The following is a 17303-nucleotide window of genomic DNA, read 5'->3' on the forward strand; positions in this document are numbered from 1 at the left end:
CTGCTCCTCACTTGCCCTGCTTGCCGCTGTTGCCTTCGGGCAACTCCAGCACGCGCTTGGCGATCACGTTCAACTGCACCTCGGACGAGCCGCCGGCGATGGTCTGCGCAAAGCTGCCCAGCCACGCCTTGGTGAGCGCCAGCTCCTGCGCCTCGAAGGCGTCGCCTTCCCAGCCCAGGGCGCGGTGGCCGAGCACGTCGACCAGCACCTCGAACTTGTCCTTCTCCTGTTCGGAGTGCACCAGCTTCATGATCGACATCAGCCCGGACACGTTCTTGCGCGCGCGCGCTTCCTCACCCATACGCTGGGCGGTGAGGCTGTAGGCCATCTCGTCCATCGCCGTCGCATACACGCGCTGGCGCAGCGCAACGTCGGCCGGCGAGGACGCATCCTGCGCCGGCAGGTACTTGCCGGCGATCGACAGCAGGTCGAAGTGGGTCGGCAAAGCGAACTCGCCGAACTTGGACATCGCCCGCCGCTCGTGCTGCAGCAGCGCCTTTGCCAGGGTCCAGCCGCCGTTGAGCGGGCCGATGAGCTGGCCCTTGGGCACCTTCACGTTGTCGAAGAAGACCTGGCAGAAGGACGACTTGCCGCTGATGAGGTCGATCGGCCGCGCCTCGATGCCCGGCGAGGCCATGTCGACCACCAGCAGGCTGATGCCCTGCTGCTTGGGCACGTCGGGGTTGGTGCGCACCAGCATGTACATCCAGTCGGACTTGTCGCCGTAGGACGTCCAGATCTTGGTGCCATTGACCACGAAGTGGTCGCCGGCATCGACCGCGCTGGTCTTGAGGCTGGCAAGGTCGGAGCCGGCGTTGGGCTCGGAGAAGCCCTGGCACCAGCGGATCTCGCCGCGCGCCATCGGCGGCAGCAGCTCGCGCTTCTGTGCCTCGCTGCCGAACTCAAGGATCACCGGGCCCAGCATCCAGATGCCGAGGTTGATCTGCGGCGGGCGGCAGCGCAGGCGGCGCATTTCGGCCTCGAGCACCGCGTTCTGCTCCGGCGTCAGCCCGCCGCCGCCATACTCGGCCGGCCAGTCGGGGCAGAACCAGCCCTTGTCGCGCATGCGCTCGAACCACAGGCGCTGGTCCTCGTGCTTGAACTCGACCGTGCGCCCGCCCCATACCAGCTCGCCGTCGGGCATCGCGGTGCGCATCGAGGGCGGGCAGTTGGCCTCGAGCCAGGCCCGGGTCTCGCGGCGGAAATCTTCGAGGGTGCTCATGTCTTCTTCCTGTGCGGGGTTCAGCGCGAACGCGGCATGCCGAGGCCGAACTGTGCCACCAGTTCGCGCTGGATCTCGTTGGTGCCGCCGCCGAAGGTCAGCGTGACCGAGGCGCGCACTTCGTACTCGAGCTCGCCGAGCAGGGCGGCTGCGGCCGAGCCTTCGCGCACCAGGCCGCTGGCGCCGACGATCTCGGACAGCTTGCGCAGGATATCGACCACCGACTCCGAACCGTACACCTTGGTGGCCGAAGCCAGCGCCACGTCCATGTGGCCGCGCTCGAGGTCGGCGGCGATGCGGAAGTTGATCAGCCGCATGGCCTCGATCTTTGCGTAGCACTCGGCGAGCAGGCTGCGCACCCAGGCCGCATCGACCGCGCGGCGGCCGTTCTCGTCCTGGGCCTTGGCCCACAGCAGCACGCGGCGGAACAGGGCGACGACCTTGTCCGACCACGAGCCCAGGCCCAGGCGTTCGTGGTTGAGCTGGGCGGTGATCAGCTTCCAGCCGCCGTTGAGCTCGCCCACCAGCATGTCCCTGGGCACCTTGACGTTGTCGTAGTAGGTGGCGGCGGTGGGGTTGCTGCAGGTGGGGATGACAGTGTGCGAGAAGCCTTCCGCCCGGGTGTCCAGGATCAGGATGGACACGCCCTTGTGGCGCGGCAGGTTGGGGTCGGTGCGCGCGGCGAGCCAGACGTAGTCGGCAGCCTCGGCGCCCGAGGTCCACAGCTTGTTGCCGTTGACCACGAAGTGGTCGCCTTCGAGCCGCGCGCTGGTCTTGAGCGTGGCGAGGTCTGAGCCCGCCTCCGGCTCCGAATAGCCGATGGCGAACATGATCTCGCCGGCGGCGATGCCGGGCAGGAACTTCTTCTTCTGCAGCTCGGTGCCCGACTCCATCAGCGCCGGACCGACCGTGCTGATGGTGACGAAGGGCAGCGGCGCGCCGGCGATGTTGGCCTCTTCAAAGAAGATCAGCTGCTCGGTGGCGGCATAGCCCTGGCCGCCGTGCTCCTTGGGCCAGCCCACCGCCAGCCAGCCGTCCGCGCCCATCTTGCGGATGGTGTTGCGGTACAGCTCGCCGCCTTCCTTGCCGCGCAGCTCGCTGCGCAGCTCGGGGGTCATCAGGGTCTGGAAGTAGTCGCGCACCTGCAGGCGCAGCGCGTGTTGTTCCGGGGTCAGATCGACGAACATCGTTCGTTCTCCTTCGCTCAGGCGACGCCGAGGATGAGGCCGCTGGTGGGCACGCCGGTACCGGCGGTGACCAGCACGTTCTCGACATCGGCCACCTGGTTGGCGGCCGTGCCACGTACCTGGCGCACCGCCTCGGCGACGCCGTTCATGCCGTGGATGTAGGCCTCGCCGAGCTGGCCGCCGTGGGTGTTGATCGGCAGCTTGCCGCCGCGGGCATGCTCGCCGGCACGGATGAAGTCCTTCGCCTCGCCACGCTTGCAGAAGCCGAACTCTTCCAGCTGCGGCAGCACGAAGGGGGTGAAGTGGTCGTAGATGACGGCGGTCTGGAAGGCGTCGGGGCCGAGGCCGGACTGGGCGTAGAGCTCCTTGGCCACCACGCCCATCTCCGGCAGGCCGGTGATGTCGTCACGGTAGTAGGAGGTCATGCTCTGCTGGCCTTCGGTGATGCCCTGCGAGCCGGCCTTGATGATGACCGGCTTCTGCTTGAGGTCGCGGGCGCGCTCGGCCGAGGTGATGACCATCGCCACCGCACCGTCGGATTCCTGGCAGCAGTCGAGCAGACGCAGCGGCTCGGCGATCCACTTCGAGGCCTGGTGATCTTCCAGCGTGATCGGCTTGCCGTAGAAGAAGGCGGCCGGGTTGGTGGCGGCGAAGTCGCGCACGGCGACCGACACGCGGCCGAAGTCCTCGCTGGTGGCGCCGTATTCGTGCATGTAACGCTGGGCGAACATGCCCACCCAGGCGGCCGGGGTGTGGAAGCCGTAGGGCATGTACCAGCCGTAGTTCACGTTCTCGAAGATCGGCGTGTCGCCAAAGCCGTAGGTGCCGGTGCCGAAGCGGTACCACGAACGCTCGTTCATGGCGCGGAACACCACCACCACCTTGGCCAGGCCGGTGGCCACCGCCATCGCGGCATGCACCACCGGCGCGCAGGCGGCGCCGCCGCCGTGCGGGATCTGCGAGAAGAACTTGACGTTCTTGCAGCCGAGCAGGCGCGCGATCTCGTAGTCGGGCACCTTGTCCATGGTGTAGGACGAGAAGCCTTCGACCTCGGAGGGGTCGATGCCGGCATCGGCCAGCGCGGCCAGGGTGGATTCCATGGCCAGGCGCAGCTCGGTGCGGCCGGAGTTCTTGGAGAATTCGGTCGCGCCCAGGCCAACGATGGCGGCGCGGCCGGAAAGGGACATATCCGTCATGTGTTCGGTTCTCCGCGTGTCAGGGCAGCACCAGCGTGGCCGTGCCGGTCACGTGGCTGCCCATCGAGTTCTTGCCCTTGAGGGCGACGTCCACCTCGCGGCTGGCCGCATCGGTGCGGACGACCTCGCCGCTGAAAGTCATGGTGTCGCCCGGGTAGTTGGGCGCGCCGAGCTTGATCCGGAGATCCTTGAAGCGCGCCGCCGGACCGGCCCAGCCTTCCACGAAGCGCTGGGTGAGGCCGCTGGTGGTGAGGATGTTCATGAACACGTGCGGCGAGCCGAGCTGCTGGGCGGCTTCCATGTCGTGGTGGCCGGGGAAGTAGTCGCGGGTGGCGATCGCCGCCGAGGCGATCAGCGTCGTGGTGATCGGGATCGCCAGCTCGGGCAGCGCCTCGCCGAGGCGCACGTCGTCAAAGCGCTTGCTGTTCTTCGAGGTCATATTTCCATCCCAGCTTGTCGTTGTTGGCGAGCCAGTCGCCGAGTCGTTCGAGCGTGGCGGCGCTGCCGCCCAGGGTGATGCCGAGCGCGCGGCTCCAGTACAGGTAGCGGTGGATCGGGTAGGTCAGATCGACGCCGATGCCGCCATGCACGTGCTGCGCCTTGTGGCCGACGAGGTGGCCGCATTCGCTGGCGAGGTACTTGACCGCCAGCGCCTCGGACGGCGATGGCAGGCCGGCATCCAGGCGATACACCAGCTGCCACAGCGCGGAGCGCAGCGCCTCGATGGCGATGTGGGCGTCGGCCATGCTCATCTGCACGGCCTGGAAGGTGGCGATGGCGCGGTCGAACTGGCGGCGGTCGTTGATGTACTGGACCGTGCGGCGTACCTGCTCGGCGCTGACGCCCAGCTGCAGCGCTGCCAGCGCGGCGATCGCACGCTGCTCCAGCCAGGGCAGCGCGGCCTCGGGCAGCACTGCGTCCGCCGCAAGGCGGTGGGCGTTGAAGCCGAGGTCGGCGACCGCCTCGCGATGCGTGAACACGCCCGGTACTTTCTCGATGCCGGCTGCACGCAGGTCCACCGACACCAGGCGGGGGCCGTCGTCGGTCTCGGCCAGCAGCAGCGCGCGGCACACTTCCGCACCCAGCGCCACGGCGGCGACCTTGCCATCCAGCACCCAGCCGTCGCCCTCGCGGCGGGCCTTGAGCGCGATGCCGTGGGCACGCGCGGCGGCACCGAGCGCCAGCGTGATCATCAGCTTGCTCTCGGCGGCGGCTGCAGCGACCTCGGCACCGCTGGCGCCACCAAAGCGCGCCAGCGTGGCGGCGGCGAGCTGATGGCGCCACAGCGGCACATGGCCGAGGCCGCGCCCCTGGGCCTCGAGCACCAGCATCAGCTCGGTCATGCCCAGCCCGCTGCCGCCCGCTTCCTCGGGAATGGCCAGCGCATGCAGGCCGGTTTCGACGCACTGCTTCCACAGGTCGGCCATGAAGGGCTCGCCGGCGGTATCGAAGGCGCGCAGGCGGTCGTCGGTGCACAAGTCACCGAACAGGCTGCCTGCCATGTCGGCGATGGCGCGCTGGTCGTCAGTCAGTTGGAAATCCATGCTCTTCTCCTCAGGCCGCAACCGGGCGGAACATCGGCAGGGTCAGCTCGCCGTCGTCGAAGGACTGGAACTCGACCTGCACGCGCTGGCCGATCTTGACCTCGTCGCGCTTGACGCCGACCAGGCCGGCGATCAGGCGCACGCCCTCGTCGAGTTCGATGAGGCCGATCGGGTTGGGATGCTCGAAGGGCGGCACCTCGGGGTAGTGCATGACGACGAAGGAGTAGATGCTGCCCTTGCCGGAAGCCTCGACCGTGTCCCAGTCGAAGGAATGGCACTTGATGCACACCGGCGCCGGCGGATGGCGCAGCGTGCCGCAGCTGGTGCAGCGCTGGATCAGCAGCTTGCCGGCGGCGGCGCCTTCCCAGAAGAAGCGGGTGTCGTCGCTGACGCCCGGCTTGGGACGCTTGAACTTGGGTACCGCAGGCGCCGCGCCCTTCTCCACCGGCTTGGGCACGTTGGCGGGGCGGAACTTGAACACGCGGAACAGCAGCTGGCCCACTTTTTCATCACCGCCCGCCTTCTGCGAGAAGAAGCTCATGATCAGGGTGACGAAGTAGCCGGTGCCGAGCGCGGTGGTCTTCTCCTCGCCGACCGCATCCAGGCGGGTGGTGTAGTAGAGCTTTTCACCCAGCGTCACGTAGCGCTCGAAGCTGAGGTCGGAATTCACCGCCACCACCGAGGGGTAGCCGTGCGCTTCCATGATCTTGAGCACTTCGTAAGGGTTTTCGTCAGTCGAACCCGGCGCGTAGTTGTTCATGTGCAGGCCTTCGAGACACCAGGCCTGCAGCATTGCCGGCGGCGCCACGATGCCGCCGAACTCGGTGGTGGCGGCGTAATCCGCATCGAGGTAGAGCGGGTTATCGACGCCCATCACCTCGCACCACTGGCGGATCATCGGCGCGTTGACCTCGTCCCAGGCGTAGACGCGACCGTACTCGCGACCCACCTTGGCACGCACTTCGGACATCCATTCCTGTTCAGCCAAGTTCGTCTCCTGCTGTTGTGTGAGGCGCGCCCGATCGACGGCGGCGCCTGCGGGACCCTGCCGCGACCAGCGGCGCGCATGCATCTGGTGATGCGTCGCAGCTTTTCGCAGCGCTTGCAGCGAGTCTAAGAGCAGGACCCTCGGCGACACTTCGTCTGAACGGACGATGGACAAGGCAAGCGAAACCCGACATTCGGCAGCGAACCGGGTGCCGATCGCCGGCCTCCGTTTCCGAGCCCGCTTTAGTCCCATCGGACGATGTGTCCCCACCCCCCGGGCCCGACCATCCGCCCGACAGAACAAGGCGGCGCGCATCCGCATGCGCTGCATACGGAGACAGCCCATGGATTCACGTACCGACACGCGCTCAGCCTGGGCGGTGTATGCCGCGCTGCTGTTCGGCACCTTCATCACCATCGAGGCTGCCGCCTTCCAGGCCCCTGCGCTGCCGAGCGTGACCCGGCATTTCGGCATTCCGGTGAACATGTCGGCGCTGATCCTGATCCTGTACTCGCTGGCACTGACCGTGTTCGCGCCGATCATGGGCCGCCTGGGCGACCAGTACGGGCGCAAGCGGGTGATCACGATCGGCATGCTGGTGTTCGCAGTGTCGGAGTTCGCCGCCGCCTGGGCGCCCAACTTCGGCTTCTTCCTCGGCGCCCGCTTCGTCCAGGGCCTGGGCGCGGCCTGCATCCTGCCCGGCGTGTTCGCGTATGCGGCGCACCTGTTCCCGGACAACAAGCGCGGCCTGGCGCTGGGCATCCTCGCCTTCACGATGACTTTCGGCGCGGCCTCGGGCGGCCTGCTCGGCGGCCTGCTGATCGACCGCCTGGGCTGGCCCAGCGTGTACTGGATCAGCGGTGCGCTCACCCTGGTCGGCCTCGTCCCCGTGCGCATGCTGGTGCCCGAGATCGCCCCCGCCAAGCACCAGGCCGCCTTCGACTACACCGGTGCGATGCTGCTGTTTGCCGTCATCGCCTCGCTGCTGTCGCTGCCCACCTGGGCAACCAACTTCGGCAAGGAATCGCCCATCACCTGGGCCATCGTGGTCGTGGGCATCAGCGCGCTGGTGGTGCTGTGGCGCCACAGCAAGCGCGCGCCGAACCCGGTGATCGACCTCGGCATCCTGTCGCGCGGCGCCTTCGCCACGCCCTCGGCGATCTACTGGCTGCACATGATCTTCTCCAGCGGCGTCGTCTACTCGCTGGCCTTCTTCATCAACAGCCGCCCGGGCGGCACGGCCGCGCAGTTCGGCTTCGTCACCCTGTTCCTGTACGGCAGCGGGCTCATCAGCTCGCCGATCGCGGGCAAGCTGGTCGACCGCATCGAGCCGCGCGTACTGGTCATCATCGCCATGCTCGCCAGCCTGGGCGGCACCTTGCTCTTCCTCAACATCGACGTCACCACGCCGCTGTGGATGGTGATCGCGGTAGCCTGCATCATGGGCCTGTCGATCGGCTGCAACACCCCGGCGATCATGAAGCTGGCCCTGGGCGCGGTGCCCGCCAAGAACATGGGCGCCGGCAGCGGCCTGTTCAGCATGTTCCGCGACCTCGGCAGCCCCACCGGCTCGTCGCTGTCGCTGGCGGTGTTCGGCGCCAGCCTGGCCTACGCCACGCAGGACGCAATCATGCGCCAGACCGCAGCGCTAGGGCTCGACACGGCGAGCCTGGAGGCGCTGGCCCGCGCCACCGGCAGCCGCGCCCGCGAACTGCCCGCCGAAGTCGCCACCCGCCTGGGCGAGGCCGGCCTGTCGGCCAACACCGTGCTCGCCGAAGCCAACATCGCCGGCCTGAATACCGCCCTCACCAACGTGGGCTACATGCTGCTCGGCCTCATCGGCCTGGCGCTGGTGCTGAGCCTGCGGCTCAAGCGCACGCGCGCGGCGGCGGTGACGGGGGACGCGCAGGCGCGGGTGAGCTGAGGGAAGTACTTACGAAGCGCAAGGCCGCGGAGCCCTGGGCCATTGGGGGCTGGTCGCCGGCCATCAAGCCGGCACTTTCATTTTGCGAATGGGCTTGTGCACCACTGTTGCTCACAGGGGACACCATCATTGTTGCCGTCCATTCGAACGTTGGGGCAATTGCGAAGGAAGAAGGTGGCTTCAGCGCAGGACGTCATCTGCGAGCAGTGGATACGGCCATCGCACCGGTAGTTGGCTGAAACTTCCTGAACCTCCGGTTTGGGGCTGCTTGCCGGCAGCGGGGCGTTACGGCGGGAATACTCCTCGTAACCGTAGACGCCCAAACCCACCACAATCAACAGCGGAACGACCCGCCCGAACAATCCGGGACGCTCCTTGCGGGGAGAGGATGACGTCCTGCGGGAAGGGGTGGTGCGCACAGCGCTTGGTCGCTGGGGGCACAACAGGTTCTTGGCCCGCTTCTTTCCGTTGTTGTCGATCTCTATCTCAAAAGTGAGCTGCTCTCCGAGCGATGGCCGTACGCCATCCTTCGGAAATGCAGAGACATGAACAAAGATTTCCTGACCTCCCTGGGTGGGCGTGATGAACCCGAACCCACGGTCGTCGTTCCACTTCGAGAGAGTGCCTTCAATACGCATTGGGATGTCTATCGCAAAAAGTCACCGGGATAGCCGGAAGCAGTGAGGCCGAAATATCGGCAACGGGCAAGTTACGACCAGTGAGCACTGGAAGAACTTCGTCAAGGGATGAAAGTGCTTCGATGTTCATAGGCTGAGGAGAAAACCTTACGCTTCAGCGGACGACGAAATGCCCAGTCTTCCGTCCGTTGCAAGCAGTGGTTAGCCATTATGATTAAAAGGACTCATAACAGCCCCCTGTATTGCGGCGATGAATACAGCGACCATGGCGGTCTCGGCGATTGCCAGAACAAGAAAGAGCTGAAAGAACACGGGTTTGTTGTGTTTCCACGCGGCGCAAATCAGTCTCGATGTTCGCTTCCATGCTTTTAAGTCTTGTTTCTTTATGGCTGCAACTTGCTCGTCCAGCGCTGCATTAGAGGTAATTGCTGTATCGATGAAGAGACTGACATTGGCGACGGTTGCGCCAAAGAAGACAATCAAGCACATAACAAACGGCGCCGCGTTCGCTACTCCTTGACCACTCAAGTCGACTCTTGTGAGATCGAGCTTCATCCCTAACATTAATGCAAGCGTCAGAAACAGAATCTGAGGCGTCAGATTCCTGAGAAATTCGAGCAGTGCTCTTCGTGCCTCTCCGGTAAACATACTGCTCCTGCAAGTCTGGATTACTGGCTAACGTTTGAGCTCATTCCGCGGCTCGTCAGTGCCGTCGCGCCGGAAGCGAGTGGATAGAGAGCCTACACATCAACGCAAGCTTCCCACGAGTATTTCCTAGAAATAAGTTCACGGTATTTTTTACCTACATACAAAGCACCCATATCGTTGAACCGCTTAAGGTTCGCGATGGACGCTTGGTAGAGGGTCTCCAGACGAGGAACGCTCAGCTCGATAAATTCCTGCGGCTGCGCGGAAGTTAGCAACCCCGCGAGCGACTGCGCTGATGATATGAGGTTATCTGTTTCCTCCATCATGTAGCACAGAGCTTCAATACATTGCCGCTGCTCAGAGGTTAGCTCATCAACGACATCGGAAGTCAGCTGCCGTATTTGAGCCGTATTGAACCGAAGTAACGGCAACCCGTGTACGGCACTGCGGCCCTTGAGATCGGCTCGCATGCCGCGCAACGCGTCAATCTTTACCGAAGAAAGTGCAATGTTGAGCTCGATCTCGGCTGCGATCGCTCTCACCTTTCTCTTCGCCCTGCGTCGATCTGTCGCAACAACAAGCAAGAACGCAAAGAACGCTCCTAGAAACGCGCTAACAGATCCGTTGTCTAGAATCTCGAGTATGGCTTCCAATAGGACTCTCCAAGGCTCTCCAGCGACTAAGCTAACAGGCGAGCAAAAGCACAGCTGTTGTGAATCCAGTGAGCGCATAGAAGTCTGTTGAACGACCAGTTAGGCTGGAGAGCGGAGGCAGGATGATGGCGGTGCCGCCTACAAACCTCATGCCTTCTCCATAAGGAAGTATGGACCATCAGTGCCTGTTTCCTCTCGCAGAATCGTCCAACCTTGAGTTTTATAGAACTGCAATGCGTTGAAGTTTGCTACCAAACACTTAAGCGTTGAAGGCTTATTGAAGTACTTTGCACAGCTCCCAAGCAGCGCTTGACCTATGCCCTGTCGCGTTGCAGATGGATGAACAAACAGGTTGTGCAAAAAACTCTCTGGTTCCCATATCGATGCAAAGCCAAGGACTTCACCCTCTACTACAGCAACCAAAATTCGCTCACCTTCGGTGTGCGCATCGAAGTCTGCAAGTTGATGGTGATCGATCGGGCTCCATGTGAATGCCTTTTTTCGGGATTCCAGATACAAATGGCGGAGCGCTTCTCGATCAGACTCTTCGAATTCGCGAATGATGATGCGCATGAGTGGGGCCTAACGTTGTAGGTAAAGGGCGCTGCGCGGCGCTTTATCGCGCAGCGTCCAGCGACCGGAGGGAGCAGCTTTGACCGCAATGTTAGGCATGGCTACCGCCCTCTGAACGAGCGTGCAAAGCAGCACCAGCGCGGGCAAAAAATGCTCCACTAAGGATGCCAAGCGAGAGGCTGACCGCACCAATAAACCAAGGCTGAAAAGCGATGGCGAGGTTACGCGCCAAGGCATAGCCCGTAACGTACTTGATAAAGAAAATGGCCATCATGAGGGCAAGGGGCCACCAGCTACCCTGCACAAGAAAAGTACCCGCTGGCCCTGGTTGAACCGAAGCCTTTAACCTTTGCGAGAAAAGGGACGCGACGGCTCCAACGCCTAAAGCCCAGGCAAGACAGGAAAGCAACTCCAAACCGAAGGACGAAGCAACGCCATAGAAGGACAAACCGAGCATTGCCACGGGAAGCAGTAAGAGCCTTCCGCGCCCCACTGTTCGGTTACGGCTCTGCTGATAACCAAGAACAAGAAGGATGATGAACACGACAAAGACCCACGATGGCGTATGAGTCAGAACGGTGTGAAGTGAAGGCTGATTCACGGTGTAGCCTGACAAACGAATAGGGTTTATCCCTCGCGCCGCAAGCGCCGTTCAGTGCGCGGGCGCCTGCCGCGAGGGATAAGCCTTGTTGAACTGAACCGCCGCTCTGGCGGTGATACTGGGGATTCTACGCGCGGCTCATCCACATTGGATAGAGCGCGACAGACCCCTGGCATCAGCGGGTCGCCGCTCCCGGCTCAGCGCTCGCGGCCATCGCCGTAATCGGCCGCAATCGTGTGCCGACCGTGCGTCGGGCGTGTGGTGTCGGTCGCGTTCGCCAGTCCGGGAACGTGCCACGGCCTGCCTGTGCGAACGCCGCATCAGCGAGGATTGAGACGGGGGCGCGTGAGTGTTCATGGTGGCCCATCCCGACAGCGCGGCGCCGGCGCGGGCGGATCGCACCGGCGAGCGATGACGATCTCGACCGTGTGCCAACGCCCGACCCTACAGCGCGGGCAGCATCGCGGGTCTTCGCCACTGACGTGGTCGAGGAAGTCCTCGGCTGCTTCGATCACCACCGCTTGTGGTGCCAGCGTCTGAAGCGCCGCACGGGCGGCGGCGAGCCGGGCCCGCTTGTGGCCGCAGGCGAGCAGCCCGTAGTGGCGCAGGAAGCGTCCGATGAAGGTGGCGATCGGCGGGCTGACCGTGCGTCTGCCGCCGGTCTCGTTGTCGCGCACTCGATCGCGGGATTGAACAGGCGAGGTCGCTCGCTGCGTGGGCATTCTGCAGACGGGTGCGGTTGACCCCGATGTCTCTGGGTTTGAGCGCTGCCTGGTAGATAAGGCCTACGCTACGTCGGTGCCTTGCAACGCATGGCGCCGACCGCGTGTCCTCAGTGCCCTGGCCAGTTCAAGATCGCGAGGACATCCCGGGCGTGGTGCAGGACGCGAGCGATGGTGATCCCATTGTCCTCAACGACACAATCTGATCAATTAAGCGGTCGGCAGCCTCGACATTGGCCTCGGCGATGAACAGCCAAGCCTCAAGCAAATCGTTTTCCGCACTGGCGGAATACAGAACCTTGCTCACGCCGTCGCTACGCCGGTCGCCGAGCTGCCAGTGCTGCCCGGCCGCGTTGCTTGATTTCGTTGATGTCGAGCTCGCGCGCCCGGCCCGACGCGATGTCGGCGACACCTTGGGCGATGTCGGCTTTCAGACTGGCCAGGTTCGCCGCCTGCACGCCCTGGTAGGCCTCGAACAATCGCAGTGCTTCGCGGATGACTTCGCTCGCAGAGCTATAGAGGCCAGACTCCACGTGCTGGCGCACCCGCTTTTCCAGCTCCGGTGGTAAGGAGACGTTGAGGGACATGGCGCACTCCAGGCGATGCCAAGCAATGGCATAGTTTGCCACTAAACCGACTGCCCGTGCGCCTGGCAGCGCATTCCTGCAGCCTCGAAGAGCAGCTCCCTTTCCCCCACTCACCAATCCCCCCGCTCCCCCGCAAACTCCCCCGGCGTCGCCCCGAAATGCTCCCTGAAGCTGGCGATGAAGGCCGACACCGAGTCGTAGCCGCAGGCGATGGCGACATCGGTGACGCGCTCGCCGGCTTCCAGCAGGGGTAAGGCGCTGATCAGGCGCAGGCGTTGGCGCCAGAGGCGGAAGTTCAAGCCGGTGTGCTCGCGGAAGAGCCGCGCCAGTGTGCGTTCGGAACACCCCAGGCGTTCCGCCCAGGTGGCCAGGCCTTCGCGTGAGTCGGGTTCGGCCTCGAGCGCTTCGCAGAGCTGGCGCAGGCGGGGTTCCCGCGGCAGCGGCAGCATCAGGCCCAGCGTGGGCGCTGCGGCCACCTGGTCGAGCAGGACGGCTGCGAGCCGGCCGCCCGGGCCGCGCTCGTCATACTCCGCGGGCAAGTCGCCGAAGCTGCGGATCAGCTCGCGCAGCAGCGGGCTCACGGCAAGCACGCGGCAGCCGCCCTGCGCAGCGGGCAAGGCGGCGGGCTCGATGTACAGGCTGCGGATCTCGGTGTCGGCCGAGCAACGCACCTGATGCGCCACACCCGCGGGGATCCACACCGCGCGCTGCGGGGGCGCGATGAATCGCCCGCTGTCGGTGCGCACGTCGAGCACGCCCGCCACCGCATACGCGAACTGGACCCAGGGATGGACGTGGCGATAGCCGAGCGCGCGATTGGCCACCGACTCGGCGTGGCCGAAGACCGATCGCGGCAGGACGACGAGCCCGGCAAGTTCTTCTGATGGAGACAGCGGCATGTCTGGTCAGCGATATTGAAGAGCCGACTGGCGTTAGCTGGAAGTATCGCCCTTGGTTAGGCTCCCTCACAAGCGCGCCGCCGTCATGCCGAGCCCCCCTCCACAGGCCTGTTTCCAGCCCGTTTTCTACCGCTTTTCTTACGCAGCTTCCCGCACCGCCATGAACCTTCTGCATCTGCTTTTCGACCGCTTCACGATCCTGCTCACTGCCGTCGTGGTGCTGGCCACCGTTGTGCCGGCGCAGGGCGCATTCGCCGTGTTCTTCGACTGGCTGACCCATGCGGGGATCGCGTTGCTGTTCTTCCTGCACGGCGCACGGCTTTCGCGCCGCGCCATCATCGACGGGGCGATGCACTGGCGCCTGCACCTGCTGGTGTTCGTGTGCACCTTCGCGATGTTTCCCTTGCTCGGCCTGGCACTCGGGCCCGTGCTGCGGCCGCTGCTGGGCGACGCGCTCTGGCTTGGCATGCTCTATCTGTGCCTGCTGCCGGGCACGGTGCAGTCGGCCATCGCCTTCACCTCGATCGCACGCGGCAACATTCCGGCGGCCGTCTGCGCGGCGTCGGCCTCGAGCCTGGTGGGCATCGTGCTGACGCCGCTGCTGGCGGGCCTGGTGCTGGGCAGCACCGGGGCGGGCGTGCCGCTGGGGGAAGCCGTACTGAAGATCGGCCTGCAGTTGCTGCTGCCCTTCGCGGCCGGTCATGCCCTGCGGCCATGGATCGGCAGCTGGGTGATGCAGCAACAGCGCTGGCTGCGCCTTGTGGACCAGGGCTCGATCCTGCTCGTGGTGTACACGGCCTTCGGCGCGGCGGTGCTCGACGGGATCTGGCGCGTGGTGCCGGCCTGGGCACTGGCGCAGTTGGTGGTGTGCTGCGTGGTGCTGCTTGCGCTGGTGCTGGTCGCCACCACCTGGCTCGCGCGCACGCTCGGCTTCAGTGTCGAGGACGAGATCACGATCGTGTTCTGCGGCTCGAAGAAGAGCATGGCCACCGGGGTGCCGATGGCACAGATCATCTTCAGCGGCGGGGCGGCAGGCCTCGCCATCCTGCCCTTGATGGTGTTCCACCAGATCCAGTTGATGGTGTGCGCCGTGATGGCGAGGCGCTACGCCGATCGGGCGTCCCTGACCGAAGCGTCAGCTCCGCGTCAATGAGCCCGACCGACGCATATGCGCCGTGCTGCGATCTAGGTCCGGAAGTCCGAGATCGCACCGGCCAGGCGATGCGTCGCCTCGCGCAGGCTTGCCGCCGATTCACTCATTCGGCGTGCGGCGCCGCTGGTTTCCCCCGAGGACCGCGAGATTCTCTCCATGTTCTGAGCGATCTCGGTGCTGGCGATCTTCTGCTCCCTGACCGAGAGGGCAATCTCGTCGACGCCCCTTCCTGCGTGTTCGACCGATGTTCGTGCCTGTTCGAGCGTGGTCTCCACGTCGCCGGCAAGGCCAGAGCTCACCTCGACCGACCTCAGGCCCGCCTCCAGCGCAGTGCGTACCTGTGCCGTCCGTTCCATGATGCCGCGCGCAACGCCGTCGATCTCGGCTGCCGAGCTGGCAGACTTCTCTGCGAGCTTGCGGACTTCATCCGCCACCACGGCAAAGCCGCGTCCCTGCTCACCTGCCCGCGCTGCCTCGATAGCCGCGTTGAGCGCCAGCAGGTTGGTCTGGTCGGCGATATCCCTCACCTCGCCCGTCATGTGGGTGATCGCACTCGTACTGCTGACGAATTCCTCGACCGCATGCGCGATGCCGTCGACCGTGTTGCCGATCCGGCGAATTTCGGCAACGAGCTGGGCAACCTTTCGATGACCTTCGGTGCTGTTGGATACGCTCTCCAGGGATTGCCGGTGCACGACGTCGGCCGACTCCGCAACCGTGGCGATGGACACGGTGAGTTCCTCGACCGACGCAGCATTGCTTGATACCGCCTGGGACTGCTCCTCGGCGGTGTCCTGCAGGGTATCGGCCGTTTTCGCCACATCGCCCGCCGTACCATTGACGGACTGGACCGACACGGCGACCTGCCCAACCAGCGAATGCATCTTGGCCAACATCGCGTCAAGCGCATTGGCCATCTTGCCGATCTCGTCCTGGTTCGAGATCCTGGCGCGCAGCGTCAGATCATTCGTGCGGGCGACTTCCGCCATCGTGTGTTCGAGTTGCATGACCGGCCGGGTAATGGAGCGGATGATCATCCAGGCGAGGGCTGCGAGTATCGCAACCGCAGCTGCGATGAAAACCGCCAGTCCGGTCTTTACGGCAGCGTAAATGTCGCGCGCGGCCTGCGCCTCCGCCGTTGCCCGCTCGCTGGCAATCGCCACGATCCGCTCCACCAGACCATCAATCTGCGCAGTGGGCGCACGATCGACCCCCCTGACCAGCGCGTCGACCTTCGTTGCCGGGTCGAGGTCGTCACGATCGTAGGATCTGAGCGCATTCAGATAAGCCGGAGCCAGTTCAGCGAAGATCGTCCTGACCCGAGCGACCTCCAGACGATCGGCGATCCCCATCTCTCGACTCAGCGCCTCCAGGCGCTCCAAAGCGTCGGATACGGCCTTGTCCTGCTGGTTGAAGCCCTGGAGGTGGCGTTCGTAGCTGGCCGGATCCTTGCCCCGGAGCAGCACATTCTTCCACTCCTGGACCTGGGTCTTGAAACTGACCTGAGCGCTCCGGGCGGTATCCACGGCACGCATCAGCTTCTCGCTATCGCCGACGACAACCTCCAGGCGGTCGTTGAGCCTGCTGGCCTGAAAGAAGGAGAAGCCGCCGACGAGAATCAGAAGCAGTAGGCAACAGAGCGTCAGCAGGAACAGCCGCGCCTTGATCGTGATGTTCTTCATTTCCGGTTCTTCCTTGCTGTGAGCTAAGCAACTCTGAACGCCCTCGACGTTCAACATACGCCGGCAGCGAGGCGCGGCCGTGACAAGGCCCGGGAAACGAAGTCGTCACACGGCTCGGGCAGAAAGCGCTGTTGCGGACAATAACGGCAGATCGTCTCGATGAATTTAGACGGATTCATGCCTGCGGGTGAAGAAGATCGTCGTGCCCGCCCTGGCCCGACGGCTCGCCACCCCGCACGCCACGCCCACCGCTGGCGCAGCGGCCCTCTGCTAGCGCTGCTCCGCCGTATTTGCCGCCGCCAGGAAGGCCGGCCGCTCGCCGCCACCGTGCAGCAGCAGGTTGGTGCCGGCGAAGTAGGCCGCCATCGGCGAGCCGGCGTACAGGCAGGCGTTGGCGATGTCGTCCGGCGTGGCCATGCGGCCGGCAGGGATGGTGGCGCCCACCGCGGCGATGCCTGCGTCGTCGCCGTAGTGCAGGTGCGACTGCTCGGTCTGCACCAGCCCCGGGCTGACCGCGAGCACGCGCACCTTGGGCGCCCACTCCACCGCCAGTGACGATGCCAGCGACAGCACGCCGGCCTTGGCCGCGCCATACGCAGCGGTGCCCGGCGAAGGGCGCGAGGCGGCGACGCTGCCGATGAAGATGATGACGCCGCCTTCGGCCTGCTCCTGCATCAGCGCATTGGCTTGCTGGGCGACGTTGAGCGGGGCGATCAGGTTGAGGCGGATGATGCCTTCGTGAAAGCGCGGCGAGGCCTTGTCGGCAAGCGCGAAGGGCGCGCCGCCGGCGTTGTTGACCACCACGTCGAGGCGGCCGAAGCGCTCGCGAATGGTGGCGAACAGCGCCTGCAGCGACTCGATGTCGCGCACGTCGGCGGGGATGAAGTCGGCGCGGGCGCCGCCCGCCTCGGGCAGGGCCTCGGGCGCGTTGCGACCACACACGACCACCGCCGCCCCGGCGGCGAGAAACCCGCGCGCAATGCCCGCGCCGATGCCCTTGGTGCCGCCGGTCACGAGCACGACCTTGCCGTGGTAGCCGAGCGCTGCGGCGCCGGTGGAAGCCTGTGTGTTCATGCGTTTCTCCGC

Annotated in this window: 18 protein-coding genes and 1 pseudogene; 2 read left to right on the plus strand and 17 right to left on the minus strand. The window is 65.0% G+C overall.

The genetic code is table 11. From position 1 onward, the window contains the following. Positions 1 to 7 precede the first annotated feature (7 nt). The 6 genes from C662_RS04080 to C662_RS04105 are packed head-to-tail and all read right to left on the minus strand — an operon-like array spanning position 8 to position 6137. Positions 8 to 1222 carry an acyl-CoA dehydrogenase family protein gene (locus tag C662_RS04080; protein ID WP_002925287.1) on the minus strand — a complete coding sequence of 405 codons (1215 nt, stop codon included), beginning with the start codon at positions 1220 to 1222 and terminating at the stop codon, positions 8 to 10. 20 nt (positions 1223 to 1242) lie between these two features. Then, complete coding sequence (locus C662_RS04085; RefSeq protein WP_002925291.1) at positions 1243 to 2409, minus strand: acyl-CoA dehydrogenase family protein; 1167 nt, start codon at positions 2407 to 2409, stop codon at positions 1243 to 1245. A gap of 17 nt (positions 2410 to 2426) precedes the next feature. Further along, complete coding sequence (locus tag C662_RS04090; RefSeq protein WP_002925294.1) at positions 2427 to 3605, minus strand: lipid-transfer protein; 1179 nt, start codon at positions 3603 to 3605, stop codon at positions 2427 to 2429. 19 nt (positions 3606 to 3624) lie between these two features. After that, positions 3625 to 4044, minus strand: a complete 420-nt coding sequence (locus tag C662_RS04095) for a MaoC family dehydratase (RefSeq protein WP_002925295.1) — start codon at positions 4042 to 4044, stop codon at positions 3625 to 3627. Next, positions 4016 to 5149, minus strand: a complete 1134-nt coding sequence (locus C662_RS04100; protein ID WP_002925297.1) for an acyl-CoA dehydrogenase family protein — start codon at positions 5147 to 5149, stop codon at positions 4016 to 4018. The genes C662_RS04095 and C662_RS04100 overlap by 29 nt, the downstream gene beginning before the upstream one ends. 10 nt (positions 5150 to 5159) lie before the next feature. Further along, positions 5160 to 6137, minus strand: a complete 978-nt coding sequence (locus C662_RS04105) for a bifunctional MaoC family dehydratase N-terminal/OB-fold nucleic acid binding domain-containing protein (RefSeq protein WP_232433209.1) — start codon at positions 6135 to 6137, stop codon at positions 5160 to 5162. 343 nt (positions 6138 to 6480) lie between these two features. Here C662_RS04105 and C662_RS04110 point away from each other — a divergent pair, with 343 nt between their 5' ends. Beyond that, the gene (locus C662_RS04110) at positions 6481 to 8061 is read left to right on the plus strand and encodes an MFS transporter (protein ID WP_002925300.1); all 1581 of its coding nucleotides are present in this window, start codon (positions 6481 to 6483) and stop codon (positions 8059 to 8061) included. Between the two features lie 77 nt (positions 8062 to 8138). Here C662_RS04110 and C662_RS19975 read toward each other — a convergent pair whose 3' ends face one another. The 9 genes and pseudogenes from C662_RS19975 to C662_RS04140 all read right to left on the minus strand — a co-directional run bounded on the left by C662_RS19975 (position 8139) and on the right by C662_RS04140 (position 13382). Next, a complete protein-coding gene (locus C662_RS19975) occupies positions 8139 to 8699 on the minus strand; it encodes a cold shock domain-containing protein (RefSeq protein ID WP_002925302.1) in 561 nt (186 codons plus the stop codon). A 201-nt stretch (positions 8700 to 8900) separates the two neighbouring features. After that, the gene (locus C662_RS04115; RefSeq protein WP_002925303.1) at positions 8901 to 9347 is read right to left on the minus strand and encodes a hypothetical protein; all 447 of its coding nucleotides are present in this window, start codon (positions 9345 to 9347) and stop codon (positions 8901 to 8903) included. Positions 9348 to 9439: 92 nt separating this feature from the next. Next, positions 9440 to 10000, minus strand: coding sequence for a hypothetical protein (locus tag C662_RS04120; protein WP_002925304.1), 561 nt, complete (start codon positions 9998 to 10000; stop codon positions 9440 to 9442). Positions 10001 to 10147: 147 nt separating this feature from the next. Beyond that, on the minus strand, positions 10148 to 10573 hold the full coding sequence (locus C662_RS19980) for a GNAT family N-acetyltransferase (RefSeq protein WP_002925305.1): 426 nt from the start codon (positions 10571 to 10573) through the stop codon (positions 10148 to 10150). A 91-nt stretch (positions 10574 to 10664) separates the two neighbouring features. Further along, positions 10665 to 11174, minus strand: a complete 510-nt coding sequence (locus tag C662_RS20250) for a DUF6622 family protein (RefSeq protein WP_157354453.1) — start codon at positions 11172 to 11174, stop codon at positions 10665 to 10667. 353 nt (positions 11175 to 11527) lie between these two features. Beyond that, positions 11528 to 11866 (minus strand): annotated as a pseudogene (locus C662_RS04130) (IS91 family transposase); the annotation flags it as partial. Positions 11867 to 12023: 157 nt separating this feature from the next. Then, positions 12024 to 12203, minus strand: coding sequence for a type II toxin-antitoxin system RelE/ParE family toxin (locus C662_RS20420; RefSeq protein WP_198291878.1), 180 nt, complete (start codon positions 12201 to 12203; stop codon positions 12024 to 12026). A gap of 7 nt (positions 12204 to 12210) precedes the next feature. Next, positions 12211 to 12483: a type II toxin-antitoxin system ParD family antitoxin gene (locus tag C662_RS04135; protein WP_002925310.1), complete on the minus strand. Its 273-nt coding sequence runs from the start codon at positions 12481 to 12483 to the stop codon at positions 12211 to 12213. Between the two features lie 110 nt (positions 12484 to 12593). Beyond that, the gene (locus C662_RS04140; RefSeq protein WP_002925313.1) at positions 12594 to 13382 is read right to left on the minus strand and encodes an AraC family transcriptional regulator; all 789 of its coding nucleotides are present in this window, start codon (positions 13380 to 13382) and stop codon (positions 12594 to 12596) included. 160 nt (positions 13383 to 13542) lie between these two features. Here C662_RS04140 and C662_RS04145 point away from each other — a divergent pair, with 160 nt between their 5' ends. Continuing rightward, positions 13543 to 14535 (plus strand): bile acid:sodium symporter family protein, encoded by a 993-nt coding sequence (locus tag C662_RS04145; protein ID WP_002925315.1) that lies wholly within the window; start codon positions 13543 to 13545, stop codon positions 14533 to 14535. A gap of 32 nt (positions 14536 to 14567) precedes the next feature. Here the strand turns inward: C662_RS04145 and C662_RS04150 are convergent, their stop codons facing one another. Further along, positions 14568 to 16271: a methyl-accepting chemotaxis protein gene (locus tag C662_RS04150; protein ID WP_232433210.1), complete on the minus strand. Its 1704-nt coding sequence runs from the start codon at positions 16269 to 16271 to the stop codon at positions 14568 to 14570. Between the two features lie 216 nt (positions 16272 to 16487). After that, positions 16488 to 17291 carry an SDR family oxidoreductase gene (locus C662_RS04155; RefSeq protein WP_002925323.1) on the minus strand — a complete coding sequence of 268 codons (804 nt, stop codon included), beginning with the start codon at positions 17289 to 17291 and terminating at the stop codon, positions 16488 to 16490. Positions 17292 to 17303: the final 12 nt, after the last annotated feature.

This window comes from Thauera sp. 28 (assembly GCF_000310145.2).
In the GTDB taxonomy this organism is placed as follows: Bacteria; Pseudomonadota; Gammaproteobacteria; order Burkholderiales; family Rhodocyclaceae; genus Thauera; species Thauera mechernichensis.